This window comes from Halorhabdus sp. BNX81 (assembly GCF_029229925.1).
In the GTDB taxonomy this organism is placed as follows: domain Archaea; phylum Halobacteriota; class Halobacteria; order Halobacteriales; family Haloarculaceae; genus Halorhabdus.
In genome coordinates this window covers 1,051,073-1,076,210 of record NZ_CP107254.1, presented here as the reverse complement: position 1 = coordinate 1,076,210, position 25,138 = coordinate 1,051,073, and the positions used below count along the sequence as shown (strand labels likewise).

Here is a 25,138-nt window from a genome sequence, read left to right as displayed (position 1 = left end):
GTGCGATTCAGGCGGTCGATTCGGCCGATTCGAGCTGAGTTGCCAGATAGACGGCGATCGGTTCACGCTCCGCCTCGACGAAGCGGGCGAGTTCCTCGCCGTCGCGCTCGACGACAACAGTCGGGATGTACTCGATCCCGTATGCATCGACGCCGTCACCCTGTTTGTCGCGGTCGACGGGATAGTGCTCGACGTGATCATCAGGAATCTCCGCCGCGTCCAGCGCAGCGGCAAAGTCGGGGAGCTGCGAGCGGCAGTCGCCACACCAGTCCGCGCCCCAGATTTTGAACGTCGCGTCCGCGAAATCGCCGAGCGTCTCGACCGTGTCGGCGTGGGCGTCGGCGTTCCAGACCGGATTGGGTTCCATCGTTTCGAGTATCATTGTTCGATCCAGGGGTCGACGCTGAATAACAGCACCGCTTGGGGAGGCAGTGTCGACACCGGCACGACCTGCCGGTGACCGCCGGGTGTTTACTCCCGGGCGTCGAATCCGGGCACAATGGACGATAGCATTCTCGAGACGATCGGCTCGCCGCTGGTCGAGATCGACTCGCCACCGGGCGCGACCGTCGCCGCCAAGGTCGAATCGTTCAACCCCGGCGGGTCGGCGAAGGACCGCCCCGCACTCGGGATGATCGAGGCCGCCGAACGCGACGGTGACCTCTCTCCAGGTGACCGGATCGTCGAGCCGACCAGCGGGAACACCGGCATCGGCATCTCGCTGGTCGCGGCCGCGAAGGGGTACGACGTGACCATCGTCATGCCAGCGGACATGTCCGTCGAGCGCCGCCGGCTGATGGAAGCCTACGGGGCAGATCTGGAACTGATCGAGGGCGACATGACCGACGCCCGGGATCGGGCTGATGCACTCGAAGCCGATGAGGGGATGGTCCAGCTCCGGCAGTTCGAGAACCCCGCGAACCCCCAGGCACACTACGAGACAACAGGGCCCGAAATTCTCGAACAGGTTGGTGATCGGGAAATCGACGCGTTCGTCGCCGGCGTGGGCACTGGCGGGACGATCAGCGGGACAGCCCGGCGGCTTCGTGAGGAATTCCCGGATGTGGACGTGATCGGCGTCGAACCCGCCGAGAACGCGGTCCTCTCGACAGGCGAATCGGGCTCGGACGACTTCCAGGGCATGGGGCCGGGGTTCATCAGCGAGAACCTGGATCGGGACGTGATCGACGAGGTCCGGACGATCGAACTCGCGGATGCAGAAGCGGAATGTCGACGCCTTGCCCGTGCGGAAGGATTGCTCGTCGGCCAGTCCAGCGGCGCGATGGGCGTCATCGCCCGGGAAGTCGCCGCGGAACGGGCCGAACCTGACGCCGCTGAACCGCCCCTGGTCGTGACCGTCTTCTGGGACAGTGGCGAACGATATCTTTCAACCGGTCTGTTCGACTAACTATCAAATAATCGCGTCGCCGTCTGCGTTTTCTCGCCGTGTAAATCCGCGCCAGAGTTTATGAGGGAATGTGACATTCGTCGAGATAGGGATGGGCCAGATCACCGTTCTATGTGTCGACGACGATCCGGATCTTGTGACGCTTACGGCATCGCTACTGGAAGAGACAAACGAGCGATTCGAGACAGTTGCGGAAACGAATCCACGTGCGGCCATCGAGCGTCTGAAAACGGGATCGATCGACTGCGTCGTCAGCGATTACGACATGCCCGAGATGAACGGCCTGGAGCTGCTGGAGTCGGTTCGGAACGACTATCCCGAACTTCCGTTCATCCTGTTCACTGGGAAGGGGGACGATGAAGTCGCCAGCGCAGCGATGGCCCAAGACGTGACCGACTATTTCCTGAAAGGGGCCGAAAGCGGACAATACAGTCGGCTGGCGGAGCGAATTGCGACCGCGACCCAGGGCCGAACGGGGCAGCCGGAAATATACACGTCGAACTGAGGGCCCCTCCCGGAAGGGGCACCGCGTCTCACCGTGAGAACTCCCGCTCGGAGACACGGACGACGACAGTTTCCTCGACATCCCGAAGATCGTACCTCGGAATCGACCCATCAGTCCGTGTGACGTACATCGGTTCGACGAGTCGTGGTGAGGGGTCGTCTGGCTGTTGTTCGTCGCCGCTGTCGCTTCCATCGGGTTCAGCCGCTGTCCTGGCAGTGGTCGACGACGGTTCCTCGACGCCATACACTTTGAGATATCGTCCGGATGCGTCGGGATCGACATCCCCATCCCGAATCGCCGTGGCGAGCTCCCGCGAGAGCCATTCCCTCTCGCTGACGCTCGGCTCCCGGACCAGCGCAGCATCGACGTACCGGACCAGATACCAGTTGAGATCGTTCAACAGCGCGACGGCCGCGCCAAGACTCACCGTCTCGAGTTCGATGGCGTTGTGGTACGGCTCCGCGAGGTCGTAGGTCGCGAGCGCCTCCCGGGCCGTCTCGTGGCCGAGTAACGTCTGCCGGAGTGAAACGTCCTCGCTCCCGAGGAGGCAGACGCGAGTCATTCGCTCGGGACAACGATGGGGCGACTCAAAGCGGTTTCGTCACCGGTCGGCCGCCGACGGCTCGCCGGACTGCGTGGTCGATGACGAGTTGGCGGACTGGCTGACAACGTCGACGACAGCCGGATCACGAGCGGCGGACTCAACCATCGCCAGGAACCCTTCGGGTTCGGCCGACGCCACGGACTCGGGCGTTCCTGCCGTCTCCGGGCGCGAGGGAGCGACACGGTTACAGCCGGCCGGGACGGTCGCGTCATCATAGGTCCCGAGGTCGCGAGCGGCCTCGATGATGTCGGTCTTGTCCATCGTGAGCAAGGGTCGATGGATCGGCAAGTCGGTGACAGCGTCGGTCGCCGCGAGGTTGGCGGTCGTTTGACTCGATTTCTGGCCGATCGCCTCGCCGGAGACGATCCCGACAGCGTCGTGCTCGCGGGCGACCGTCTCGGCAGCGCGGTACATGAACCGCCGGAGGGATAGCATCCTGGTGTCGTCGGTCGCTTCGACCAGTTGTTCGACGGCCGCGCCGCCGTCTACCACTCTGAGCCGGAGATCGAAGTTCGGCGCGCGCCGGGCCAACGCCCCGACAGTCGTCTCTGCCCGGGCACGGTGGTCGACACCGCCGTAGGCACCGAGATCGACGTAGACGGGGACGATCGGTGCGCCGCGAGTCATGGCCTGCCAGGCGGCGACCGGCGAGTCGATCCCGCCGCTGACCAGCGCCACCAGCGGTTTCTGGGTCCCCAGCGGCAGGCCACCCGGACCAGCCCGTTTTTCCACGAAGACGAACGCCTCGTCGGGCCGACAGTCGACAAAGGCAGTGAACGCTGGATCGTCCAGATCGACTTCGGGTGTCCCGCCCGTCTCGGCGATCGCGTCCCAGATCGCCTGGCCCCCCTCGGATTCGAGGTCGCGACTGGAAAAGTCGTGCGTGTCCGCGTTGCCGGCCCGGCGGGCGCGGACGGCAAAGGGACCGCCGTCGTGGCAGGCCCGCGCAGCCGCCGCAAGCGCGTCAGTGATCCCATCCATCGTCGGCTCGACCGAGACGGCTGGGCTCGCGGAGACGACACCGGGAGCCTCGACAGCGGCTGCTGTCGCGGCCTCGACGGCGGATTCCTCGGTCCGAATGTACAGCCGGTTGCGCTCACAGCCGGTGTCGCCCGGCAGGTCGCGATCCGCGAGCAGGGCGTTCAGGTTTTCCTGGAGTTGAAACTCCATTTTCATCCGAACCTGATCGCTCTTGACGCCGACTTCGCCGTGGCGCACAACGACGACATCGGCTCCTGGCGGATGCATCTGGCTTCCGGCTACTCGATGGGGGGATAAACAGGCTTCGACACGGTCGAGGGTGAGCCGACGCCAGCCGTCTGACGGGACAAACCTGCGCTCAGAACGTCGAGAGTTCGCCGTCGATGACGCGCTCGGTGACGCTCGTGATGTCTTCGAGTTCGTCGTCGATGATCGCCGCCACATCGTCTTCGACCTCGCTAACAGCTACGCCGTCCTCGGTGACGATCGTGGCGTCGGCGACGTGGGGGTCGTCGATCGGCGAGCCGATCTGGCTGAGCAGCCGGACCTGCAACTGTCTGATGCCCTCGACCTCCGCGACGACCGACTCGGCGATCTCCGTGCTGAGAAGGTTGTAGATCTTCCCGATGTGGTTGACGGGGTTTTTCCCGCTGGTCGCCTCCATGCTCATCGGCCGGTTTGGCGTGATGAGGCCGTTCGCACGGTTGCCACGGCCGACCGAGCCGTCGTCGCCCTGTTCGGCGCTGGTCCCGGTCGTCGTCAGGTAGATCGCGCCCTCCTCGTAGTCGTCGGCGGTGTTGACCTGGACCCTGACGTCCCGGTCCGTGTACTCCGTCGCGAGGTCGGCGACGAACTCCCGGACACCCTCGACGGCGTCGCGGTACTCGTGGATGTTGTCGACGTGGGCGTCGACGGTCGCGGCGGCGACAGTCACGTCGATCTCGTCGCCCTCGCGCTTGCCCATGACCTTGATGTCCTGCCCGATTTCGGGGTGCTCGTCGGTGTACTCGCCGTTGATGCGACGTTCGGTGTTGAGGACGATCCGCTCTGTTTCAGTGAGTGGGGCGTGACCCACGCCGTACGAGGTGTCGTTGGCCATCGGGACTGCGCCGTCCTCGCCGAAGACCTCCTGTAAGTCGCCGCTGCCCTCGCCCAGCCGGACATCGACGATCACGTCCGAGCCGACATCGAGGTGTGGGAACGTCTCGTCGAGGTACTCGCGGGCGGCTTCGAGCGCGATCGTATCCGTCGGAATACGCGTTCCCTGGTACTCCTTGGTCGCACGGCCGACGAGCAGCAGATAGATGGGCTCGATGACTTCGCCGCCGCCGAACGCTGGGGCAGATGTCCCGGCCACGAGTTGCGTCTCGTCGGTGTTGTAGTGCAGTACTTTCCCGACGCGGTCGAGATACGCCCCCGCGAGTGCCTGGGAAACGGCCTCGGCGAGACCGTCACAGATCGAGTCGGGATGCCCGATCCCCTTTCGTTCGACGACTTCGATCCGCTGATCTTCGACCGCTTGCCCGCGTGCCTGCGTGACCCGAATATTCCGTTCACTCATTAGTGGAGGGTAGGCATCCCCATCGTCTATAACTTACGGAAACCTTTGGACCCCAAACGATTACTATTAGTTATTCTCAAGCAGAAGACCGAGGTACGACGTTCGGATGCTATCCGCAGGATCGAGACCGAGATCCGACAGCAACGACGTTACCGACTCGCGTGCCGCCTCGATTTCGGCGTCCGTCTCGACAGCCCTTTCGACTTCGACAAACTCGCCGAGATCGGTCACGTCGTCGAGTGTAACGGTAGAATTTCGGAGGGCGTACCGGTGTCGTTGTTTCTCGACGGTGGCGGCCGGTTCGAACCCGAGACCGCGGAAGATGGCGTCGGCCGTCTCACCGTCGCCGACACTCGTCTCGTGTTCTTCGCGAGTCTTGGACGCCCCGTCGACCTTCGGCCCCTTGTAAGTGATCTTCGCCGTCACCTCGCCGTGGGCGTGCTCGCGGCGGATACGGAGCGCCTCGTCGGTGGCCGCAAAGTCCCGGTGGGGGGCGTTGTAGTAGGTGTCGACCTGTCGGATCGTGCCGAGGGGATCGGCTTCGGCGTCGAGAAGTCGCTCCTTGACTTTCCCGTGGTCGGCAGGGACCTTGAGTTCGACCTCGTACATGACACCGGGAAAGATTCCATCCGGCAAAAACGACTCGACTCGGCATGTACTGTCTCGCGGGTACGAGTCGGAAACGTTGTCCTTAAGAGCGAAACGACTGTCGGTTGGGGTATGAGCGACGATACAGCGGCCGACGAGGCCGACACCGAAGCTGAGCACGACGCCGAATCGACCGGCCTCCAGGACGGGGACTTCGTCACAGTCGCCTACACGGCCCGGACCGTCGACGGGGGCGACCTGGTCGACACGACCAGCCAGGAAGTCGCCGACGAAGAGGGCGTTGGCGAGGACCAGGAGTTCGAACCACGGACGGTCGTCCTCGGCGAGGGCCACATCTTCCCGGACGTCGAAGACGACATCGTCGGCAGCGAAGTAGGCGACGAGGGATCCGTCGTCGTCCCGGCTGCCGACGCGTTCGGCGAGTACGACGACGAGGAGGTTCGGACCATCAGCGCCAACAAGATCGAGGAAGACGACCGCTATCCCGGTGCGGCCGTCACCATCGATGGCGAACAGGGCTACGTCGAGACGATCATCGGCGGGCGGGCCCGCGTCGACTTCAACCACCCGCTGGCCGGCGAGGACATCGAGTACGACTACGAGATCCTCGACACGGTCGACGACCGCGAAGAACAGGCATCGAGCCTGCTCGACACCATGCTCGGCATGGACCTCGACGTCTGGTTCGAGACCGACGTCGAGGAGGAAGAGGAGATCGTCGAGGAGGCCGACGACCTCGAAGAAGCTGCGGAGGAAGGGGACGACGAGGATGACGGCCCGGTCACCGAGACCGTTGAAGTCGAGAAGGACACGCTGTACATCGAGGCCACGCCGCAGCTCTCGATGAACCAGCAGTGGATGTTCCAGAAACAGCAGATCGCCCAGCAGTTCGTCGAACTGCTCGGCGTCGATCGCGTTATCGTTCAGGAGACCCTCGGCGAGGGCGGCGGCATGATGGGCGGCATGGGCGGCATGATGCCCGGCATGGGCGGCGGTGGCGGCGACCTCGAGGACGCCCTGGAGGACGCTGACGTCGACGCCGACGAACTGGCCGAAGAGCTCGACGTCGAAGAGTAAGCCGACGGACCACGGTTGGTTCGCCCGAACGGCTGGAGATCGACACGATCTCACGCTGACGATTCAGTATCTCTTGCATGACGATCGTCGATCCCCGCGACCGAGACGACATCCGTACGACCGAGACCCGTGAGCAGATCGATGCGGACGCGTTCGCGGACGCGCGCGAATCGGAGCCAGTACAGGCGGGGTGGGTCGTGGTGGCCTTGACGTTCGACGCGGCCGGTCGCGTGTTGTTGATCGAGGAACCGTGGGCCGACGGCTGGCTCGCCCCCGGCGGTGCACGCAAACCAGGGGAGTCCCTCGAAGCGGCGGTCAAACGGGAGATCGACGAGGAGACCGGCGTCGAGGCAACGCCCGTCGCACCCCGCGCAGTCGACGAGTTCACCTTTGAGCACGAAGGGACTGGTGAGACGGTCGGCTGGACGCTGGTTTGCTTCGAGGCCATCGCCGACGACCCGACGATCGACCGCGATCCGTCCGTCGACGACGAGGAGATCACCGATATTCGCTGGTTCGAGGGCCTGCCCGAGAACGTCTTCAACCCGGATTTGATGGTATCCGCCTACGAAGAGTGCGTGAACGGGCCGTGACAAGGGTCTGATTTCGGGGTCTGCTGTAGACTGCTATTGGTCTCTTCGAGGTGATACATTCGACGTGTTTGTCTTGAATTGCCTGATCACTGTCTTGGCGTATTGATTAGGGGGAATCACTCTCCGACTCCATCCATTCTTTGAACTTTATCCAGATCTCTGGATCTCTTGCAGCCATATCATCTGTCCACGAAATTAAACCACCGCCTACAGCACAACCTACAAGTGCAAATTCTGTGTAAGATGTTGGAAAATTGGGAATAGACGCGAGAATTGCTAGGACTGCGAAAAAGAGATGTCCAGGTATGCTTACATACTGAACTTCTCGCTTGGTTAGAACATCATCACTGCGATACTCAGTTCGAGTTGGAAAAATTGGTGCAAATCTACCAGTATATTCAGGATCGGCTCCGAAAAGCCTCCCTATCCAAAAATGAAATCGTTCATGGAGTTGATTCCCAATCAGAAACGCACCACCAAAAACGAGTGCGGCAAGGGTTAAATTGGCCATATCTTTCTCAAAGCACGTAACTGTAGAAAGAACTTCGATTTATTACCCAACCGATCTATATTAAACGTCCGGAAATTGAAGTAAGGTGCAGTACACTCCGAACGCGACCGGAGGGAGCGTTCGCTTTTTTGGCCGAGCTTTTTTGCGCGAGTGGTACCCACAGCGCCGCCACCGGCGGCGCGAGGATACCCGAGCGGAAAAAAGGTCGGTTCTAGGCGATGTCGCGGCTGGTGTCGATGCTGACTTCCTCGACCAGGTCGAGCTTGATGACGTTCGTCGGCGCGCGGCCGCCGCGGAACTTCGGAATCGCGAGTCGGTTTTCGACCTCGTCGTTCGAGATGGTCGTGTTGAGGTCGAAGACGACATCGGCGAAGTGTTCCGTCGTGTCACGCAGCGGCGGTACCGATCGACCGCTCAAGCAGTGCAAGACGGCGAGGCTGCCAGTGTTGAAGATGTGATTCTGCAGGTCGTTCATGAACGAACGGAATCGAGACGGTGGTTCCTGTGCTTCGAGGACATCCAGTGGGTCGATGATGAGGTTCGACGTCTCGGGGAGCGCGCTCACGAGCTTGCCCGCGTTGTCGAGCGGGGCTTCACCCGAGACGTGTCTGATCGTCGGCTGGCCAGTTGCGGTCGGCGACTGTTCTAAGCTGTCGCTGATCGCCTGCTCGGAACGATCAAGCGAAAGGTACAGCGTCCCCCGCGTAGCTGTCAGCTCATAGAGGAACAGCTCGGCCTGACTCGCAGGCGTGGCGTTCAACACGACGATGCTACCGGCCGGGATGCCCCCGTCGAGTTTCCGATCGAGTACGTCGATCCCGGTCCGGAGCCGGTCGGACATAGATCAACAGGACCTATTATCCCCACCTGATTAAAGATTCCGGATATATGAACCATGGCGGTCGCAGGGGGTTTAGACCGCCGTTTGAGAGAGTTAGAACCCGGAGACTCGACAGCCATCGGTCGGTCAATCGACTGTACAAGTCGTCGTTGCTCGAAGCCAATCCGGTGTGTCGGGGGATTCAATAGCCCGGGGATCAGGAGTGAAACCAATGCGTCACGACCACATTATCAATGCCAAACAGCTCTCCCGGGCCGACATCGAGGAGGTGCTGGACCGGGCGGCCGAGATCGCGGACGATCCGGCCGCGTTCCGCCAGCGCCATCCCGGCGCGTTGCTCGGGCTGTTGTTCTTCGAGCCGAGTACGCGGACGAAAATGAGTTTCAGCGCGTCGATCAAGCGCCTCGGCGGTGACATCGTCGACATGGGGCCAGTCGAGTACTCGAGCGTCAAGAAGGGCGAAAGCCTCGCCGATACGATCCGGGTCGTCGAGGGATACGCCGACGCGCTGGTATTGCGCCACCCGATGGAAGGATCGGCGAAGATGGCCAGCGAATTCGTCGACGTGCCGCTGATCAACGGCGGCGACGGGGCGGGCCAACACCCGACCCAGACGCTGCTGGACCTCTATACGATCCGGGAGAACGCCGGCCTCGATGACCTCTCGATCGGAATCATGGGCGATTTGAAATACGGGCGAACCGTCCATTCGATGGCCCACGCCCTGACGAACTTCGACGCGAACCAGCACTTCATCAGCCCGGAGAGTCTCAGACTCCCACGGAACGTCCGATACGACCTCCACGAGGAGGGGGCCACGATCCGGGAGCACACGGAACTGTCGACCGTCCTCGACAGCCTGGACGTGCTGTACGTAACCCGGATTCAGGAGGAGCGCTTCCCGGAGGAAAGCGAGTACCGGAAGGTCGCCGGCGAGTACCGGATCGACGCGGCGACGCTCGAAGACGCGCGCGACGACCTCACTGTGTTACACCCGCTGCCACGGGTCGACGAAATCGATCACGACGTCGACGCGACCAGCCATGCGGAGTACTTCCAGCAGGCACACAACGGCGTCCCGGTGCGGATGGCGCTGCTCGATCTCGTCCTCGGGGGTGACTCGGCATGAGCGACGACCAGGAGCTTCGCGTCAGCAAGATCCGGAGCGGGACCGTCATCGACCACGTCAACGGCGGCGCCTCGATGCACGTCCTCTCGATTCTCGGGATCAAGGGCGGCGATGGGGATACCGTCAGCATCGTGATGAACGTCCCGAGCGATCGGCTCGGAAAGAAAGACATCGTCAAGGTCGAAGACCGGGAGTTAAGCCAGGCCGAAGTCGACGTCCTTTCGCTGATCGCGCCGGCCGCGACGATCAACATCATTCGGGATTTCGAGGTCATCGAGAAGCGCCGGGTCGCCCGCCCCGAGGAGGTCGTCGGCGTCCTGTCGTGTCCGAATCCACAGTGTATTACAACGGAAGACGAGCCTGTCGAGACCCGCTTCGAGGTACTCGAGGACGGTGTGCGGTGCTGTTACTGCGACACCATCGTCCGTGAGGACGTCGCCGAGTTGATCGACTGAGGGGAATCGCTCCGGAGATCGAACGAGCGGGGCAGGCAAAGAACCGGCTTGCAAGCCCGGACCCAGAACTGTTTTATCGGCACGGGGCGACATATCACATGATGTCGAAAAAGAAACTCCTGATCGCCCTGATCACCCTCGTGGTCATCGCGTACGTCCTGAAGGAAAAGCGCTAACGAACAGGCCTGTGGTCGTCGTATTGGCTTCTGTAGCACGTTGGGGGTAGCGTTCACCCCCGCTGGCTCGGTACCCTAGCCGTCTAGCTCGTGATCGCGAAAGCGCACCAGCACATCGCGATCCCGCGTGTCCTCGGGCAGTGACGTGAACCACTCCGCGTCGGTGATCTCGCCATCGGGATCCTCGACGGTCAGTGTCGTCTCCGTGGCTCGTCCCTCGTAGATCGGAAGCACGCCCCAGGTTTCGTACTCGTTACAGTAAAACTGGACCCGGCCGAGCAGCGCGAGGTCGGTGAACGCAGCCTCGATCCCGGCTTCCTCCGTCAGTTCGCGCCGTGCAGCTTCCCGAAACGTCTCGTCAGTGCCGACCTCGCCGCCGGGAAGCACCCACTTGCCGACAGCGTCGTGACGGACGAGCAACAACTCGCCGTCGTCGCGATAGACTACGGTATGGGCTCCGTACGGCAGGCCGTTGTCCTGAATCCGCTCGGTGATCGTCTCGAAACGGGGGCGAGAAACGTACCGCGTCCGAGTGAACTCCATGACGTCGTCTCGGTCTTCGAGGAGCCGATGATACGTCTGCTCGGCTTCCTGCTCGGCGACGTCAGCGCGGTACCAGAGATCGTCGACGACCGTCATTGCCTGCGGATGCCGTCGGATGGATTTGGCAGATGATCCAGTTGGGGGAAGAGATGTGTGAGGGGGTTCATGGGGATGTGTTCGGCCGTCGGTGGCTTAAGTGTGTTCGACAGTCCAAACCCGTGAGACGCTCGCGCGAGCGGTCGGTCCCCGGTACCGCCAGGCAGTGGCGCCGGACAGCAACAGTCGAATCAGTCCCTTTTTACTCCCTACCTGATTATCACACCCACATGGCATTCGAAGAGGACGAGACGGTCGTGCTACACGACGAGCACAGCGACTACGACGGCGAGACCGGAACGATCAAGCAAGTGATGGAGACGATGTTCGGCGACGCGACTTACACAGTCAAATTCGAGGACGGCCAAGAGCAGGGCGTCCCCGAAGACGCCCTGGAAGCGGCCCCGGACGCGGATGGACCGGATGCTGAAGCGGACGAAGCGGACGATCCAGCCGAGACCGACGACGCTGACGACTGACTCGAATGTCGTCCGTCCCCTTCCACTACGTCGATCTGCGGGCGTTCTGTTATGCTACCGAGGACAGCACGCGCGTCGAGACGGCCCTGCGGACGCTGATGCCCGAGGAGGCCGAGCTCGAAGGCGTCGAAAGCGAGGGCCATCACGGTGACCGGATCCTCGTACTGTCGGCGCGGCTGGAACGGGCGGACGAGATCAGACACGTACTTTCGAAGCTGGCGACGCTACAGGAGCGGCAACGCGAGACGCTCCTCGCTGAACTCGACGACCGGATCGACGACAACACGTCGTTTTTCCTGACACTGTCGAAACAAGCCGCGTTCAACGGGGACATCGAGCGCGGCGACGGGATCACGCTCCGGGGCAAAGTCGAGGCCTATCCGGCGACGCGGGATCGCGCGATCGAACACGTCCGGGACGCACTCGAAACACTGTGATGTACGAGGCGGCCCACGCCCGGCCGGACGGGCAAACCACCGTCGGCCGACTCGCGCTGACGGCCGCCGAATACGGATACGACGGCCTGGTCGTCCGGAATCACGGTGACGCACTCCCGGAGTACGACCGGGAGGCGATCACCGAATCGTACGGCGTCGACGTGGTCGATGGCGTCGAAGTCCGGGCCGAGGACCCATCCAGGGCGAGTGGGTTCATCGGCAACCATCGGGACCACCGCACGGTCGTCGCTGTGCACGGCGGGTCCGTCGAAATGAACCGGTTTGCCGTCGAGCAACCGGCGGTCGACGTGCTGGCTCATCCGATGGCCGATGAGGGCGACGTCAATCACGTCATCGCCAGGACAGCAGCCGAAAACAGTGTCCACATCGAGTGGTCACTGCGGGATGTCCTCCGGTCGGACGGCGGCCGTCGCGTCGAGACGATCCGCGGGCTTCGGAAACTCCGGGAGTTGATCGAGCAGTACGACGCGCCCTACGTCGTGAGCGCGGACGCAACCACCCATCTCCAGGTGCGCGCGCCGCGGGAACTGCGCGCACTCGGCGAGGTCCTCGATTGTTCGCCGGAGTGGATCGAGACCGGGCTGGCTGCCTGGGGTGAGATCGCCGACCGCAACCGGACCCGATCCAGCGACCGGTTCGTCGAACCAGGGGTGCGTCTGGGTCGGGACGACGAGTCGCCGTGAGCGGAGGAGCTGTCGGTGCTGCTTACTCGGTGGGTTCGGATGCACTCGTTTGTGGACCTCTGTGTCGATAGAGTTGCTCGAGTACCATGCCCGCGTGGGAGGCCAGCAGTTCCAGTAGTTGTTCGTCCTCCGATGACAGTTCGGCCTCGATGTCACCGACAGTGACGAGCACACCAGTCGTCTGGGCAGCGCCGTCGAGAACGATCGACAGTGATGCCATCGACAGGTCCGGGGAGCCAGACGGCGTCGCTACCGTGGTGTCGTCTCCCGGCCGTTGGATACGGACGACATCGTCCTGAGCGGCGGCATGTCTGGCAAGGCGTCGGATTTCCCCGTCGGGGACGCCCGCGACAGTACTGCTAACGATCCGTTCGCCGTCGGGTTCGACCTCGACGTAGGTAGTCTGGTCGTATCCGAGGAGCGACGAGACGGCCTGAATGCAGAAGGCACCGACTTCCTCGACCGAGGACGACTGGGCGAGCGCCCGACCGTAATTGTTGAGGTCAGCGGCTTTGCGGGCAAACGCTTCCGTCCGATCGCGCTCACGCTGGAGTTGGCGCCGATGGTGGTGACTGCGGGCGTCATACAGGCCGATGAGTGTGCCGGCGACCGCCCCGACTGTGACACCGTCGATCGCCGTGTACATCACCCGCGGTACGGTGCCGGTGGCCACGCGCTGACTGAACAGCATGAGCGCTGCGACTGCCGTGAACAGGGCTGTGCCGCCGACGGCCCACGCCGCGATTCGCGGGAGGTCCGGATCGTATTCCGCAGACGACCCGAGCCAGTACCCCGTAAACGAAAGCGTCAGCCCCAGCAGCGCGAAGGGCACCCCGTCGACAGCAATTGCGATCGCTACGTCGGTCTGCTCGGCCGCGTGGACGAGTTGTATTCCGGCCAGGAGCAGGCCGACGATGCCGAACGTAGCTCCGTAGAGATGACGTCGTTCCATGGCCCCCCAGACGGCCACCGGCCCATTGAGCGTTCGGGTGGCCCACCGAGACCGGCCATTCTATAGTTGGCCCCTGGCCAGCCCGCACGATAGCCAACCCGGGGTTAAAATACCGGAAAGATTATCCTATATCATGGTTAATTGTTGGGTGTGGGCCGGCGACAGTGCGGACAAGCGCCACCACTAGGAGGACACACATGGCAACATGGTACTGCAAGGACTGCTCGGAGTACATCGACGAGCGCATGGCGTCGTGGCACGAATCACAGGGACACGCTGTACTGGGGTATCGGGCCCCGGAGTCGATGGAGGATCGACATCTCTGGAGTTCCTGAATGTCGCCCGGCCGTAGTGTTGGTGAAAGTACCACGGCAGTGGACCGGTAGCTGAACGCTTCTGGGGCATCGAACGCTTTTCCCGCCGCGAGCCCACTAGGGACAGAGATAGGAACTACATCGATGAGCACGAAACGGGAGCTGGCCCAGCAACTCGGGGTTGTCGTCGGGTTCGACGATCCGGAAGCGTCACTCGAACAGTACCGCACGCCCCCCTCGGTCGCGGCGCATCTCGTCCATCTGGCGGATCTCAACGGGGACATCGCGGGCGGGACTGTCGTCGATCTCGGGTGCGGGACGGGCATGCTCGCGCTCGGTGCAGCGCTCCGTGGCCCCGCAACGGTACTCGGCGTAGACATCGATCCGGCCCCACTCTCGACTGCACGGGCAAACCAAAACCGGGTCGGAACGCGGACACGGATCTCCTGGCTCCGGGCCGACGCGACCGAACTGCCGGTGTGTCCGTCCGAGCCAGTTACCGCCATCATGAATCCGCCGTTCGGCGCTCAGTCGGACAACGAACACGCCGACCGAGCGTTCCTGGCGACCGCAGCCGACATCGCGTCGGTCTCGTACTCGATTCACAACGCGGGGAGTGTGGACTTCGTCGAGGCGTTCGCCGCTGACAACGGCGGCGAGGTGACGGCAGCGTATGGCACGACCCTTTCGCTGCCCCGTCAGTTTTCGTTTCACGAGGCCGAGTCCCGGGAGATCGACGTCGAACTGTTCCGGATCGAGTGGCGACGTGGGCCTCAGTAGCTACAGGGAGCCCAGATCACCGTCGTGTCGGTGGGACCTGCCGGTTGGCAACCCGAATGACGGTCCCGTCAGCGCTCGCATAGAGATCACGGCCCGACCGGTTGATCGTGATCCCGCCGACAGTCGCGTTCTCACCCGCCTCGGGAATCGGGACGGCATCGACCGTCTCGTCGTTGCGTCGGATCGCCACCTCGAACGCATCGGCTGCCGGTCGGATCGCGATCGTCCGATTGGCAAGTCGAAGATCCGCGACCGCCGGTGATGACGTGTGGACGAGACGCTTCTCGCTGTCTTCGGGATCGAGGAAGAGACGGTAGGTGCTGTTTCCGCCGACGACTGACCACCCGGACCGCGTCACCCAGACCGATGACCGCCAGCCGACGCCCCCGACGAGGACGCGGCCGCTACCGCGGGCCTCTATCGCGCGTTTGGAAATTGCAACCCGCCAGAGGTGGCGCTTCTCGCTCGTGACGATCACGCCGCTCGACCGGATCTGGGTAGCTTGGGTCAAGAACGGAAGATCCACGACGGCGATCTGTTGGTTGGTGACGTTCTCGGCGTAAGCGATCTCGTAATCCTCGACTTCGACCGCGTCGTCGGGCAGTCCACCGCCCGCAGGCGCAGCGAGGTTCAACGTCACACCGACCATCGACATCGTCACCAGCACGGCGAGCAGGACGCTCGCCGCAATCTCCCAGCGTGGTGCATCGAGCGACCGATCGAGGCCCGGGAGCCCGGAGAACACCGACCGGTCGGACCCGGCGACGACTGCGACGATAAGTCCCGCGAGGGCGAACAAAAGCGCCGTCCCGACTGCCTTGAACTGGATGTATTGGCCCTCCCCCAGAAACCAGTAGACCCGCCAGAGTTCGGCATCAATGCCGTAGATCATCGCCGCGAGCCAGATCCGCGCTGGATTCCCACTCCGACGCCGCTGTCGAAGGAGGAGTGCCGCGGCGAACACACCGAGTAAGAACCCGAACGCGTGGCCCTGTATAGCCGTACTCGCCCACCCGACGGTATCGTAACTGACGCCCGCCTCCGCGACGGAGTACGGCGAGACGAACCCGCTATAGACGTGCCAGAGCTGGCTCCAGCCCACGACGGCGACGATCGTCGTGATCGGATAGAAGACGAGCGCGAACCCGGCCATCGCATACGTAACGCCCGAGAAGCCGATGATCGGCCCCCACGAAAACGCGGCCGTGAGGAGGCCGGTACCGAGGATGGTCCCGAAGACGATCCCGATTCTGACGAATGGATTACGCCGCCACGAGGAAAACGACTCGCTGCCCCGTTCCGTGGGATAATGACTCCAGGCGAACTCGGCAATCGAGCCATAGACGAGGCCGGCCCAGAGGTTGCCAACGAGATGGGTCCAGCCAATGTGGGCGAATCCGGCGGTGAGGATACCGAGAGGATACGCATAGGACGTGGCCTGAAACGGCAGATTCACCGGATCGCGGAGATTCCCCCAGCCACCCTGAACGAACAGATACACGCAGATGACGAACCCAAGCCCGAGGACGGTTCCCCAGGGCACGCCCAGGACGAACCGCGAACGCAAGCGCCCGCCCCAGCGGCCACTAGGACGGGCCGTCCGATAGAGGGTGAGCACAGAAACGATGATCCCAGCGGCCAACAGGAGTTGCCAGCTCCACAGGGGGACGGCCTCGATCGCCGCCCGCAAGCCAGTCGCGGCCAGCGGGGCCGAACGGAGTGCTGACGGGATCGCCGACATACTCCGATCAACGGGGCAGGTAGGTTTAGCCCTGACGCCCACTTCCGGGGAGCCGTTTTGTCACTGATCCCGCCGCGAGTTGCCACCCCCGTGGCGGGTCTCGCCCGCAGGTTTTTACCGGATCGGGAGCGTGCGACTACACGATGGGAGTTCGCCCACCTGCCGACGACGGTCTTTCGGAACCGGACGTCATCGAGTTCGGGATTCCCGCCTTGGACGCCCGTCTCGAGGATGCCTCGTTTCCAGCGACGGCCGAGGAGTTGCGCGCGGAGCACGGCGACCTCGAAGTGCCATACAACGCGTCCGGAAACACCGTTTCCCTAGAGGACGTGCTCGACGAGATCGATCAGCGAAACTTTGAGACTGAGCAGGATCTCCTCAACGCAACCCACCCCGTCTTCGAACGACTCCGGGCCGAGAATCCAAGCGGGATTGTCGGTCAAATACGATCACTGATACCGTTTTGACGCCTCGATCGATTACGCAGCTGTACAGTCACTCGCTGGTTTCCTCGTCTACCGATCGCGTGTCTTCGAGCACCTGATCGAGTCGGTGCATCTGCTCGCGGTGGAGTTTGAAGATCATATCCGAGAGGACGCCAAAGACCAGGAGTTGGACGCCGAAGATGATTCCAACGGCGGAGACGATGGCAATGACCTCGTGTGAGATGTTTTTCATGAACCACTCGACAGCGACGTAGACGCCGAGCAGCGCACCGACAAGGAGACTCGCTGTTCCCACGCTGCCGAAATAAAAGAGCGGATTGTTCGTCTTGGCCATCCGGTACAGCGTCAGAAGGATGACAGCACCGTCACGGAACGGCCGGAGGTTCGTTTCGGTGTCTTCGGGCCGGCTCTCGTAGCGGATCGGCACAACCTCGGTGGTAACGTTGTGTTTGACGCACTCGACGGAGAGTTCGGTCTCGATACCGAATCCCTCCGAAGAGAGGTCGAAGCGGTCGATAGACTCACGCGTCATCGCCCGGTATCCCGAGAGGATGTCGACGAAATCCCGGCCGTGAATCCGCGCGAAAGCACGGTTGATGAGTCGGTTGCCCACCTGATTGAGTCGCGTCATTGCACCCGACTCCATGTCGGCAAATCGGTTGCCAATGACGTGGTCGGCCTCTCCAGAGAGGAGTGGATCGAGAAGGACATCCGCGTCCGCCGGGCGGTAGGTCCCATCTCCGTCGACCATGAGGATATATGGGGCGTCGATGTACTCGAAGGCCTCTCGGACGGCCTGGCCTTTGCCGCTGCCTGATTGTTCGACGACCTCTGCGCCGTGCTCGGCGGCTATCTCCTGGGTGTCGTCCGCGGATCCGCCGTCGATGACGAGGACCTTCTGGAGGTCTTGGTCGTGAAAGCCGTCGATGACGTCGCCGATAGCAGCCGCCTCGTTGTAGGTCGGGATGAGCACGCAGACGTCGTCGCGGGTTGGCATTGGCTGGTTGTCGGATGGCTCCGTGAAAAAGTGTACGGGATGGCAGCGATATTGTTTCCTAAACAAGGATGGATTAGAACCGTTTGAAACTAAACCATTCGTACCATCGTGGATCGTGACTTTGATTATCTGCTCCTTCTGTTTGAAAGTATGGACAGGCAAGTGAGTGTTGCGGAGCCGGTATTGGGGGAAGTCGAGCGTGAGAACGTCTCCGAGGTGCTCGACAGCGGTCGGTTCGTTCAGGGCCCCTTCGTCGAGGAATTCGAAGAGAAATGGGCGGAGTATACTGGCGTTGATCACGCAGTCGCGGTGGCGAACGGCACTGTCGCGATTCAAGTCTCGCTCAATGCGCTCGGGCTTGAACCTGGCGACGAAGTCATCGTCCCCAGCCTCACGTTCGGCTCAACGGCAACCGCAGTGGTACATCAAGGAGGGATCCCAGTATTCGCAGATATCGATCGTGAGCTCTATACGCTCGATTACCGGGATTTGGAGCGTTGTGTCTCAGATCGGACTGTTGCCATCATGCCAGTCCATCTGTACGGCCAACCGGCAGCGATGGACGAGATCCAGTCGTTCGCCGAGAGACACGACATTGCAGTCGTCGAAGACGCAGCACAGGCACACGGGGCCAGCTACAAAGGGGACCGCGTTGGCTCACTCGGCGATGTCGGCTGTTTCTCCTTCTATGCGACCAAGAACATCACCTCAGGCGAGGGAGGAATAATCACGACCGACGACGACGAGCTCGCCGAGAAACTCCGGCGGCTCCGAAATCATGGCCTCGTCGATCGAGATACGCACGTCGATTTGGGATACAATTACCGGATGAGCGAACTACACGCAGCGATTGGCGCAAAGCAAGTCGAGAGACTCGCCGAATTCAACGCGAAGCGTCGACGGATCTCCGAACGGTTGGCCGACGAACTTGGAGATCTAGAATGGCTCGAACCGGCGACGGTACCTGATCACGTCGAGCACGCGTACTTTTGGGCCCCCTTCGAGGTGAAAGAGGACGTAATCGGACTCTCTGGCAAAGAGGTATGGGACCGACTCGGGGACATGGGGGTCGAAACACGTCACCGTTACAATAGACCACTTTACGAACAGCCTGTGTTTAGGAACCACAAAGGATTCAACGGCGAATTCCCCTGGAGCGAAAACGAGAACGACCACGACTACGAGTCACTAACGTTGCCGAATGTCGAAGACGTAGTCGGGAAGATGATCGGACTTCCCAACCATCCGAATCTGACGGACGACGAGATCGAATACGTCGTCGAAACTGTCTCGGAGTTTCGGAATACCGTTGCAGATCATTCTGCGTAACCGAGTTGACGAAGTCGATGCTGTACATCCTCGGAGGGGTCGTCATTGTGACTCGTCTGGGCTGGGTTCCCCGCAGTGACCTGTTTTCTATCTCCGTTCTGTGAAACGTGCCAGGGGACTTCCGTCAACGCCGGGATTAAAATGCCGAGTGGATGGCCATAGACCTTGATAGGGAACGGACGGGCCAATTCACCGAATGCGTTGCCATGATCCGACGTGACGGCTGTCAGGCCAGGAAGGGCATCGAGCAATTCCGTAACCGTCGGTAGCACGCGCACGAGATTACTCCGGTATGCTTCATAAACCTCATCGTAGGTGCGTCCACCAGCCGCAAGCTGATCAAACGGAGTCGGGATCCGCTCGGACGGGTCCGGTCGTTCTTTCCCAAGTGCCTCTTGTCGTATTGCGCTTACCTTTCGACCGTCCAGACGGACATCGCCAATAAACGGCACATGCGGTTGATTGAAGTGGGCAATGATTCGTTTGTTGGGATATTTGTCATTGGCTTCAAGCACACTATCACGGACTGCTTCAGGCGGAACCGTTTGTAGTTCCTCATCCCAGTCGTGCTTCCATACGGGGACGACGTCGTAGAACGTCTCACGTGATAATTTCGTATTTACATATGGGTTCGCCGTGATATAGACCGTATCGTGGAGTTGTCTTCCTTCAAAATTCTTTTTTAAGTATTCGGGTGTTCCTGACCCCGCGGATCGCCGTTTCCCAAGTGTGCCGGGGAGGGGATAGTCCGATAATACGTCTTCAAATAGATCGTATCGACACGCATCCAGTAGCAGTACGTTGTCCCAATCCTGTGTCACAAGCGGATCCGAGGATGGTGGATTCAATCGATAATACCTGCTCACAATATGGGTTAAAAATCGTTTCCGCCACCACTGCGGATTTGTCCCGTGTTTTCGGATTTCTCGCAACGCATACCAGGGATCCATTGAATCCAGCTTATTTGATAAGGATGAAGAGTGTTTCCATTACGCAACACCTGCCGGCCATCGCTGTTTGGGGAGTCGAAGGACGCTGGATTACAAACGGAACGCTTTTTGTCTCTTCCTCGTGAATCTCACGACGTCAATGCACGTGCTTGTCACTGGCGGGGCTGGCTACATCGGGAATTATATCGTCGAGGAATTACTCGATAACGGACACGAAGTCCACGTTCTCGATTCGATGTTGTGGGGAGATGACGCCCTAGATCCGTTCAAAGGTGACGGGAATCTCGAAATCCACGAAGGTGATATTCGGCATATCGAGGATCTGTCGTACGCGGTTGAAAATTGCGAAGCGATCATCCACATGGCCGGCATCGTCGGCGACCCTGCCTGTGGCATCAACGAACAAGCGACCCAATCGGTCAACGTCGAAGCCACGAAGTCGCTCGTTGAGGTCGCAAAACTCCACGACATCGAACGACTCATCTTTGCCTCTACCTGTAGCGTCTATGGGGCAAGTGAACTGATGGAGTTGAACGAGGGCTCATATCTCAACCCGCTCTCGCTGTATGCGGAATCAAAAATCGACTCCGAGGAGATTATTCTCCACGAGACGAATGACCAATTTTCCGATAATAAGATTACGGCGACGATTCTCCGACTCGGGACAATCTTTGGATGGTCACGCCGGATGCGCTTTGACCTCGTCGTAAATCTCCTCACGGCGAAAGCAGTACTCGAAGACGATATCCCCGTCTATGGCGGTGAGCAGTACCGGCCGCTCGTCCACGTCCACGATGCTGCACGAGCCTTCGTCGACGTACTGGAAGCAGACGAAGAGAAAGTTGATCATCAGATCTTCAACGTTGGCGACAACGACCTGAACTACCAGATCAAGAAAGTCGGTCAAATAGTCGAAGATAACGTCGAGGATGCGGAAGTCCGGTTCGTCGAACACAAGGAAGACGACCGCACCTACCGCGTCAGCTTCGACAAGATCAACTACATTCTGGGCTGGGAGGCGGAGTACGATATCGCGGACGGTGTCCAAGAGATCAAAGAGTGGATGAAAGAAGAGGATATCACGGACTACGAGCGGGACAGCTTCCGAAACTCGGAATACCCGTACATGTAATCAATCCAGTTTGAATTCCCCGTGGTTTTGCTACCCCGTTCGGATACCTGATCGTCCATGCTGGAGCCCTCCCGTCTACATACGGGAGGGTCCCGACTACTCCGTGTCTTCCTCCGAGTACGTGGGAACGTTCTTCGTTTCGACAGAGGCCTCTGACTCATTTTGTGCAGATCGTATAGAGATGTCGATATAGTACTTTTTGCCGTCTTTCTCGAAGTATGCGTTGTCATATGGTGGAAACGTCAATGCACGAAGTCGATCAATGAAATCACCAATTCTCACTTCTTCGTCAGGATCGATCTCCCATTGCTCGACAAACTCCCGTTTATAATGATACGTTCCTTCTGAGGACTGCTGCTCGATTGTGTCCACGTCGTCGTCGCGTATCGACTCCCAGTGTCGCGTAAACTGCTCGACCTGTGCGTCCTCGAGGCGTTCGTATAAGTCCCGGCCGTCATCATCCGGCTTTACGGGTACTTTTTGTCTATCGATAATCGGCCCCTCATCTATCTCAGCAGTCATATAGTGGAGGGACGTTCCCGCAGGATTATCTTCGATGATACTCCAGACGTTTGGATTGAACCCTCTATTGTAGGGTAGATACGATTTGTGCAGGTTGACCGCTCCGAGGTCGGGAATTTCGAGAACATCTTCCGGAACGATATGTCGATATCCCACCGAGAGAATGAGTTCAGGTTCGAGTTCTCGGACGGTATCAAGCTGCTCACGTTCGGTAAATATACCCAGGATATTCGCATCATCACGCTCTGTCAGCCAGTCGTAGATCCGCTCTCCTACGTCGTTGATCCCTAAGAAAGCTACATCTACCATGCCACAGCAATAACTCCCTCAATATATAACTCCTCAGGATTCGAAACGACTCTATATTTCCAAAGATGAGGCGTACGAAAATGAAGAAGGTCCTATTAATAACTAACCGGGCCCCGGATGAAACAGGTGGCCGCGCCGAAAAGATTGACACGAGAACGCGATTACTCACCGAAGAAAACTGGGAGGTAGTGATCGGACACGTACCTAAGCCGTATATCCGTTCATTTCTCCCGAGTATTTTCCGGTGTTGGAAACTCGCGCGGAGAGAAAATGTCGATGTGATAAATTCAATAAGTAATCCGTTGCATTTGCAGGTAATCGGGCTTATTGTTTCATTGCTCGCGCGGATTCCATGGGTTGCGGAATTTCGTGATCCGATGGTGAACAACCCGGACAGAGAGGCAGGATCGTTGGTAACCAAACTCGCAAAGATCGTTGAAAAAACGACTGTCTCTGTTGCGGATCGTGTTGTGTGGATGGATGGAATTCAGATGAAAAAAGAGTACTTTACCGAAACGTATCCACACATTTCCGAGGAAAAGTTTCACGAACTACCCTTTTTGGGTTTCGAGAAAAGTGTCTTTGAGGAGGCCCAGACGACGGCGTACGAAGACTTTACCATCACGTATGCTGGTTCGTTTTATGAAGGATGGATAGAGCCATATAATTTCCTCGATGGTTTAGAACAATATGTTGAACAGTATGGACGGGATTTACGGATACAGTTTTATGGTGACTGGAACGACGAATATCAACGGGCTGTTGAGGCACGTGACCTGGAAGAGATCGTGTATACCCACGAATTCGTCCCACATGAAGAGATAATCCCCGTTCTCAAGGGATCCGATGTCACGTTATTCATCGCGAGTGCTGATCCTGCAAACAAGCTGAGCGTCCCATCAAAAATCTGGGATTACATTGCCTCACGAAATCCGATACTTGTGATTGGCGATCCGTCTTTCCGAATACAGCATGTTGTAAACGACAACGGCCTGGGAACGGTGGTTCATCCGGACAACACGGGAGGTATCGCCGATGCAATCCATGCTCTCCGGACGGGCGATATTGAATATTCTCCAGATGCTGAAATATTCGATAGGTTTAGCCGTAGACGCTTTATTACCGAGTTTGCGAGCCAGCTCGACGAGGTGTCGACAGCAGATGATGGATAATCGAAACCCTCGGAGAATGTGTCAGTTCTGCGATTAAACCAGCTGTTCCGCAAAATCGAACCACCGAACAAGTCGAAATGCCTCAGCGTAATCATAACCGACTTCCATCCCACGTTGGCGAGCTTTCGTTTCGATGCCCTTCGCCGATCGTGGGTGAGGCCACTCTTCCATCTCGGACTCGACGTTCGACATGGCTTCGATCTTTGTTTCGACGCGACCCTCGACGTCGACGTAGTAGTTGGGCTGGAACTCCCCTTCGCCCCACTCCGTCGAGGAGAGGACTTCCATGGTCACAATCCCAATCTGGCGATCGATGGAACGACCGACCACCATCGCGCTGTTGTAGGCCGTCCAGTGGTCCTGGTTCACGTCGCTCTCGTCCAGTGTGAAGATCACGTCCGGCTGTAGTCCAGTTTCCTCGAAGGCGATATTTACGTCGATCAGCGCTTCCGTATCGAGTTTCATCGTCGGGAAGTCGAGAAAGTGGATACGATCTTCGTCAAGGCCGAGCACACTCCAGGCCTGTCGGGCCTCCTCACGGTTATCGTAGTTCTTCTCGGGGTGGTAGTTGTAGTCCTCGGTCACGTACACGACATCGATAGTGTGACCCGCGTCCAGCATCCGCTGTGCTGTGCCACCGGCACCGAGGACGGCGTCGTCGACGTGGCAGACGAAAAAAACAACGTTCATCAGTACGGGATCGCCCCCAGTCGGTCACCCTGCTCGATCGAATCCGCCCCATCTGCATACTCAACTGTAACGTCGACGATTCCTTCCCCACACTGGACGAGCCAGCTCTCGTCCTCCCACGTGCCTGTGGCGAGTACTGTTCCTGGCGCGGCCTTGGTCACAGTCGGATGGTCGACCTGTGTCTTCCACATCGTGATCTTGTCCATACGGTTGTACGTGAACGCTCCGGGATAGGGATGGGATTGCCCCCGGATGAAGTTGTGAATGTCCCATGCCGAGTCTGTCCAGTCGATAATTCCCATATCCGGTCGTCTCGGATGGGTGTAGGTCGCTTCCCCGTCCTGAGGCTCGCCCGAAAAATCCCCCGTTTTGAAGCGGGGTAAGACATCCTCATTGAGGAGTCGGATCGTCGCCTGGGTACAGTTGTGGTGAAGATCCGCGGCGTGGTCGCTCGGATCGATCGGAACGACACGCTGATCGATCAACGCTCCGGAGTCGACACCCTCATCGATCCAGAACAACGAGACGCCAGTCTCCTCAAGGCCGTGGATCAGTGCCCACGCGACGGGAGCGCGTCCCCGTCGTTCCGGGAGCATCGAAAGGTGCCTGCCGACACACCCGACATCGGGTGCATCGATCAGTTCCGGTTCGAGAAGTTCGGGCCACCCCATCACGAGCAAGACATCGATTTCGTGGTTCTCGATCGCTGTCTTTGCTTTCTCGGAGTTGATCGTTTCAACTTCGATGGCCGGATACTCCTCGTATGACACGCCACGCCCGTATTCTTCTTCTACCGACTCGGTGAACGAGATTACGAGTTCCGGATCAACATCGATCCCATCCAGAATCTCCCTGGTTACGGAACTGTATCCGAGATACCCGAACCGGAGATCGTCCTCTGTCATCGCTTCGAACAAAGACAGAAGTGCCTATTCAAGATTGGGACTTCCAGCGCGGCGGAACCAAACACTTTTCGTAAAGACGTTTTGAATCACGTTTATCGGTCGCTCCGCCGGTGAGTCGAAATCGTGATTACCACTCGGTTGGAGAGCCAGAAGCACAAGAGACAATCGTGAATTTCCCCATCACCGCGTT

The 25,138-nt window shown here is 59.9% G+C and carries 30 protein-coding genes; 15 read left to right on the top strand and 15 right to left on the bottom strand.

What is annotated here, in order from left to right:
* Positions 1–7: 7 nt before the first annotated feature.
* Positions 8–382: a thioredoxin family protein gene (locus HBNXHr_RS05415; protein WP_275740182.1), complete on the bottom strand. Its 375-nt coding sequence runs from the start codon at positions 380–382 to the stop codon at positions 8–10.
* Positions 383–499: 117 nt separating this feature from the next.
* Between HBNXHr_RS05415 and HBNXHr_RS05410 the strand changes: the two genes are divergently transcribed.
* Positions 500–1,408, top strand: a complete 909-nt coding sequence (locus tag HBNXHr_RS05410; RefSeq protein WP_275883450.1) for a PLP-dependent cysteine synthase family protein — start codon at positions 500–502, stop codon at positions 1,406–1,408.
* 70 nt (positions 1,409–1,478) lie between these two features.
* Positions 1,479–1,913 (top strand): response regulator, encoded by a 435-nt coding sequence (locus HBNXHr_RS05405; RefSeq protein ID WP_275883449.1) that lies wholly within the window; start codon positions 1,479–1,481, stop codon positions 1,911–1,913.
* 28 nt (positions 1,914–1,941) lie between these two features.
* Here the strand turns inward: HBNXHr_RS05405 and HBNXHr_RS05400 are convergent, their stop codons facing one another.
* From HBNXHr_RS05400 to cyaB, 4 genes are all read right to left on the bottom strand, one after another.
* A complete protein-coding gene (locus tag HBNXHr_RS05400; RefSeq protein WP_275883448.1) occupies positions 1,942–2,475 on the bottom strand; it encodes a DUF5804 family protein in 534 nt (177 codons plus the stop codon).
* A 39-nt stretch (positions 2,476–2,514) separates the two neighbouring features.
* Entirely contained in the window at positions 2,515–3,765 is a 1,251-nt protein-coding gene (locus tag HBNXHr_RS05395) for a tRNA sulfurtransferase (RefSeq protein ID WP_275883447.1), read from the bottom strand.
* Between the two features lie 91 nt (positions 3,766–3,856).
* Positions 3,857–5,059: a methionine adenosyltransferase gene (locus HBNXHr_RS05390; protein WP_275740173.1), complete on the bottom strand. Its 1,203-nt coding sequence runs from the start codon at positions 5,057–5,059 to the stop codon at positions 3,857–3,859.
* Between the two features lie 66 nt (positions 5,060–5,125).
* Positions 5,126–5,668 (bottom strand): class IV adenylate cyclase, encoded by a 543-nt coding sequence (gene cyaB, locus HBNXHr_RS05385; RefSeq protein ID WP_275883446.1) that lies wholly within the window; start codon positions 5,666–5,668, stop codon positions 5,126–5,128.
* Positions 5,669–5,779: 111 nt separating this feature from the next.
* Between cyaB and HBNXHr_RS05380 the strand changes: the two genes are divergently transcribed.
* Both HBNXHr_RS05380 and HBNXHr_RS05375 read left to right on the top strand, forming a co-directional pair.
* Positions 5,780–6,745, top strand: a complete 966-nt coding sequence (locus HBNXHr_RS05380) for a peptidylprolyl isomerase (protein ID WP_275883445.1) — start codon at positions 5,780–5,782, stop codon at positions 6,743–6,745.
* Between the two features lie 77 nt (positions 6,746–6,822).
* The gene (locus tag HBNXHr_RS05375; RefSeq protein WP_275883444.1) at positions 6,823–7,338 is read left to right on the top strand and encodes an NUDIX hydrolase; all 516 of its coding nucleotides are present in this window, start codon (positions 6,823–6,825) and stop codon (positions 7,336–7,338) included.
* A 106-nt stretch (positions 7,339–7,444) separates the two neighbouring features.
* Here the strand turns inward: HBNXHr_RS05375 and HBNXHr_RS05370 are convergent, their stop codons facing one another.
* Positions 7,445–7,849: a hypothetical protein gene (locus tag HBNXHr_RS05370; protein ID WP_275883443.1), complete on the bottom strand. Its 405-nt coding sequence runs from the start codon at positions 7,847–7,849 to the stop codon at positions 7,445–7,447.
* 211 nt (positions 7,850–8,060) lie between these two features.
* Entirely contained in the window at positions 8,061–8,690 is a 630-nt protein-coding gene (locus HBNXHr_RS05365; protein ID WP_275740162.1) for a transcriptional regulator, read from the bottom strand.
* A gap of 211 nt (positions 8,691–8,901) precedes the next feature.
* On the opposite strand from HBNXHr_RS05365, the gene pyrB reads away from it, so the two are divergent.
* Both pyrB and pyrI read left to right on the top strand, forming a co-directional pair.
* Positions 8,902–9,819, top strand: a complete 918-nt coding sequence (gene pyrB / locus HBNXHr_RS05360) for an aspartate carbamoyltransferase (protein ID WP_275740160.1) — start codon at positions 8,902–8,904, stop codon at positions 9,817–9,819.
* Positions 9,816–10,274: an aspartate carbamoyltransferase regulatory subunit gene (pyrI, locus tag HBNXHr_RS05355; protein ID WP_275740158.1), complete on the top strand. Its 459-nt coding sequence runs from the start codon at positions 9,816–9,818 to the stop codon at positions 10,272–10,274. Before pyrB ends, pyrI begins: the two co-directional genes overlap by 4 nt.
* A gap of 251 nt (positions 10,275–10,525) precedes the next feature.
* Here pyrI and HBNXHr_RS05350 read toward each other — a convergent pair whose 3' ends face one another.
* The gene (locus tag HBNXHr_RS05350; RefSeq protein WP_275883442.1) at positions 10,526–11,089 is read right to left on the bottom strand and encodes an NUDIX domain-containing protein; all 564 of its coding nucleotides are present in this window, start codon (positions 11,087–11,089) and stop codon (positions 10,526–10,528) included.
* A 230-nt stretch (positions 11,090–11,319) separates the two neighbouring features.
* On the opposite strand from HBNXHr_RS05350, the gene HBNXHr_RS05345 reads away from it, so the two are divergent.
* From HBNXHr_RS05345 to HBNXHr_RS05335, 3 genes are read left to right on the top strand one after another with little or no spacing between them, the layout of a single operon-like run.
* On the top strand, positions 11,320–11,568 hold the full coding sequence (locus HBNXHr_RS05345) for a DUF1918 domain-containing protein (protein WP_275740154.1): 249 nt from the start codon (positions 11,320–11,322) through the stop codon (positions 11,566–11,568).
* Between the two features lie 5 nt (positions 11,569–11,573).
* Entirely contained in the window at positions 11,574–12,005 is a 432-nt protein-coding gene (locus HBNXHr_RS05340; protein WP_275740152.1) for an RNA-binding protein, read from the top strand.
* Positions 12,005–12,709 (top strand): RNase P subunit p30 family protein, encoded by a 705-nt coding sequence (locus HBNXHr_RS05335; RefSeq protein ID WP_275740151.1) that lies wholly within the window; start codon positions 12,005–12,007, stop codon positions 12,707–12,709. Before HBNXHr_RS05340 ends, HBNXHr_RS05335 begins: the two co-directional genes overlap by 1 nt.
* A gap of 22 nt (positions 12,710–12,731) precedes the next feature.
* Here HBNXHr_RS05335 and HBNXHr_RS05330 read toward each other — a convergent pair whose 3' ends face one another.
* Positions 12,732–13,661, bottom strand: a complete 930-nt coding sequence (locus HBNXHr_RS05330; RefSeq protein ID WP_275883441.1) for a hypothetical protein — start codon at positions 13,659–13,661, stop codon at positions 12,732–12,734.
* 197 nt (positions 13,662–13,858) lie between these two features.
* On the opposite strand from HBNXHr_RS05330, the gene HBNXHr_RS05325 reads away from it, so the two are divergent.
* Positions 13,859–13,996, top strand: coding sequence for a hypothetical protein (locus HBNXHr_RS05325; RefSeq protein WP_021029398.1), 138 nt, complete (start codon positions 13,859–13,861; stop codon positions 13,994–13,996).
* Between the two features lie 123 nt (positions 13,997–14,119).
* On the top strand, positions 14,120–14,755 hold the full coding sequence (locus tag HBNXHr_RS05320; protein WP_275883440.1) for an METTL5 family protein: 636 nt from the start codon (positions 14,120–14,122) through the stop codon (positions 14,753–14,755).
* Positions 14,756–14,771: 16 nt separating this feature from the next.
* Here the strand turns inward: HBNXHr_RS05320 and HBNXHr_RS05315 are convergent, their stop codons facing one another.
* Positions 14,772–16,496 carry a rhomboid family intramembrane serine protease gene (locus HBNXHr_RS05315; RefSeq protein WP_275883439.1) on the bottom strand — a complete coding sequence of 575 codons (1,725 nt, stop codon included), beginning with the start codon at positions 16,494–16,496 and terminating at the stop codon, positions 14,772–14,774.
* Between the two features lie 143 nt (positions 16,497–16,639).
* On the opposite strand from HBNXHr_RS05315, the gene HBNXHr_RS05310 reads away from it, so the two are divergent.
* Positions 16,640–16,963: a hypothetical protein gene (locus HBNXHr_RS05310; protein WP_275740141.1), complete on the top strand. Its 324-nt coding sequence runs from the start codon at positions 16,640–16,642 to the stop codon at positions 16,961–16,963.
* 28 nt (positions 16,964–16,991) lie between these two features.
* On the opposite strand, the gene aglJ is transcribed toward HBNXHr_RS05310, so the two are convergent.
* Positions 16,992–17,939, bottom strand: coding sequence for an S-layer glycoprotein N-glycosyltransferase AglJ (gene aglJ, locus HBNXHr_RS05305; RefSeq protein WP_275883438.1), 948 nt, complete (start codon positions 17,937–17,939; stop codon positions 16,992–16,994).
* Between the two features lie 150 nt (positions 17,940–18,089).
* Here aglJ and HBNXHr_RS05300 point away from each other — a divergent pair, with 150 nt between their 5' ends.
* Positions 18,090–19,268 (top strand): DegT/DnrJ/EryC1/StrS family aminotransferase, encoded by a 1,179-nt coding sequence (locus tag HBNXHr_RS05300; protein ID WP_275740137.1) that lies wholly within the window; start codon positions 18,090–18,092, stop codon positions 19,266–19,268.
* Here the strand turns inward: HBNXHr_RS05300 and HBNXHr_RS05295 are convergent.
* On the bottom strand, positions 19,256–20,218 hold the full coding sequence (locus tag HBNXHr_RS05295; protein ID WP_275883437.1) for a hypothetical protein: 963 nt from the start codon (positions 20,216–20,218) through the stop codon (positions 19,256–19,258). The two genes, HBNXHr_RS05300 and HBNXHr_RS05295, sit on opposite strands and share 13 nt — an antisense overlap.
* Positions 20,219–20,357: 139 nt before the next feature.
* Between HBNXHr_RS05295 and HBNXHr_RS05290 the strand changes: the two genes are divergently transcribed.
* The gene (locus HBNXHr_RS05290) at positions 20,358–21,350 is read left to right on the top strand and encodes an NAD(P)-dependent oxidoreductase (protein ID WP_275740132.1); all 993 of its coding nucleotides are present in this window, start codon (positions 20,358–20,360) and stop codon (positions 21,348–21,350) included.
* 96 nt (positions 21,351–21,446) lie between these two features.
* Here the strand turns inward: HBNXHr_RS05290 and HBNXHr_RS05285 are convergent, their stop codons facing one another.
* Positions 21,447–22,181 carry a formyltransferase family protein gene (locus HBNXHr_RS05285; protein ID WP_275740130.1) on the bottom strand — a complete coding sequence of 245 codons (735 nt, stop codon included), beginning with the start codon at positions 22,179–22,181 and terminating at the stop codon, positions 21,447–21,449.
* Positions 22,182–22,261: 80 nt separating this feature from the next.
* Between HBNXHr_RS05285 and HBNXHr_RS05280 the strand changes: the two genes are divergently transcribed.
* Entirely contained in the window at positions 22,262–23,353 is a 1,092-nt protein-coding gene (locus tag HBNXHr_RS05280; RefSeq protein ID WP_275883436.1) for a hypothetical protein, read from the top strand.
* Positions 23,354–23,386: 33 nt separating this feature from the next.
* Here the strand turns inward: HBNXHr_RS05280 and HBNXHr_RS05275 are convergent, their stop codons facing one another.
* Positions 23,387–24,043, bottom strand: coding sequence for a PIG-L family deacetylase (locus tag HBNXHr_RS05275; protein WP_275883435.1), 657 nt, complete (start codon positions 24,041–24,043; stop codon positions 23,387–23,389).
* Positions 24,043–24,948, bottom strand: a complete 906-nt coding sequence (locus HBNXHr_RS05270) for a formyltransferase family protein (protein WP_275740123.1) — start codon at positions 24,946–24,948, stop codon at positions 24,043–24,045. The genes HBNXHr_RS05275 and HBNXHr_RS05270 overlap by 1 nt, the downstream gene beginning before the upstream one ends.
* Positions 24,949–25,138 lie beyond the last annotated feature (190 nt).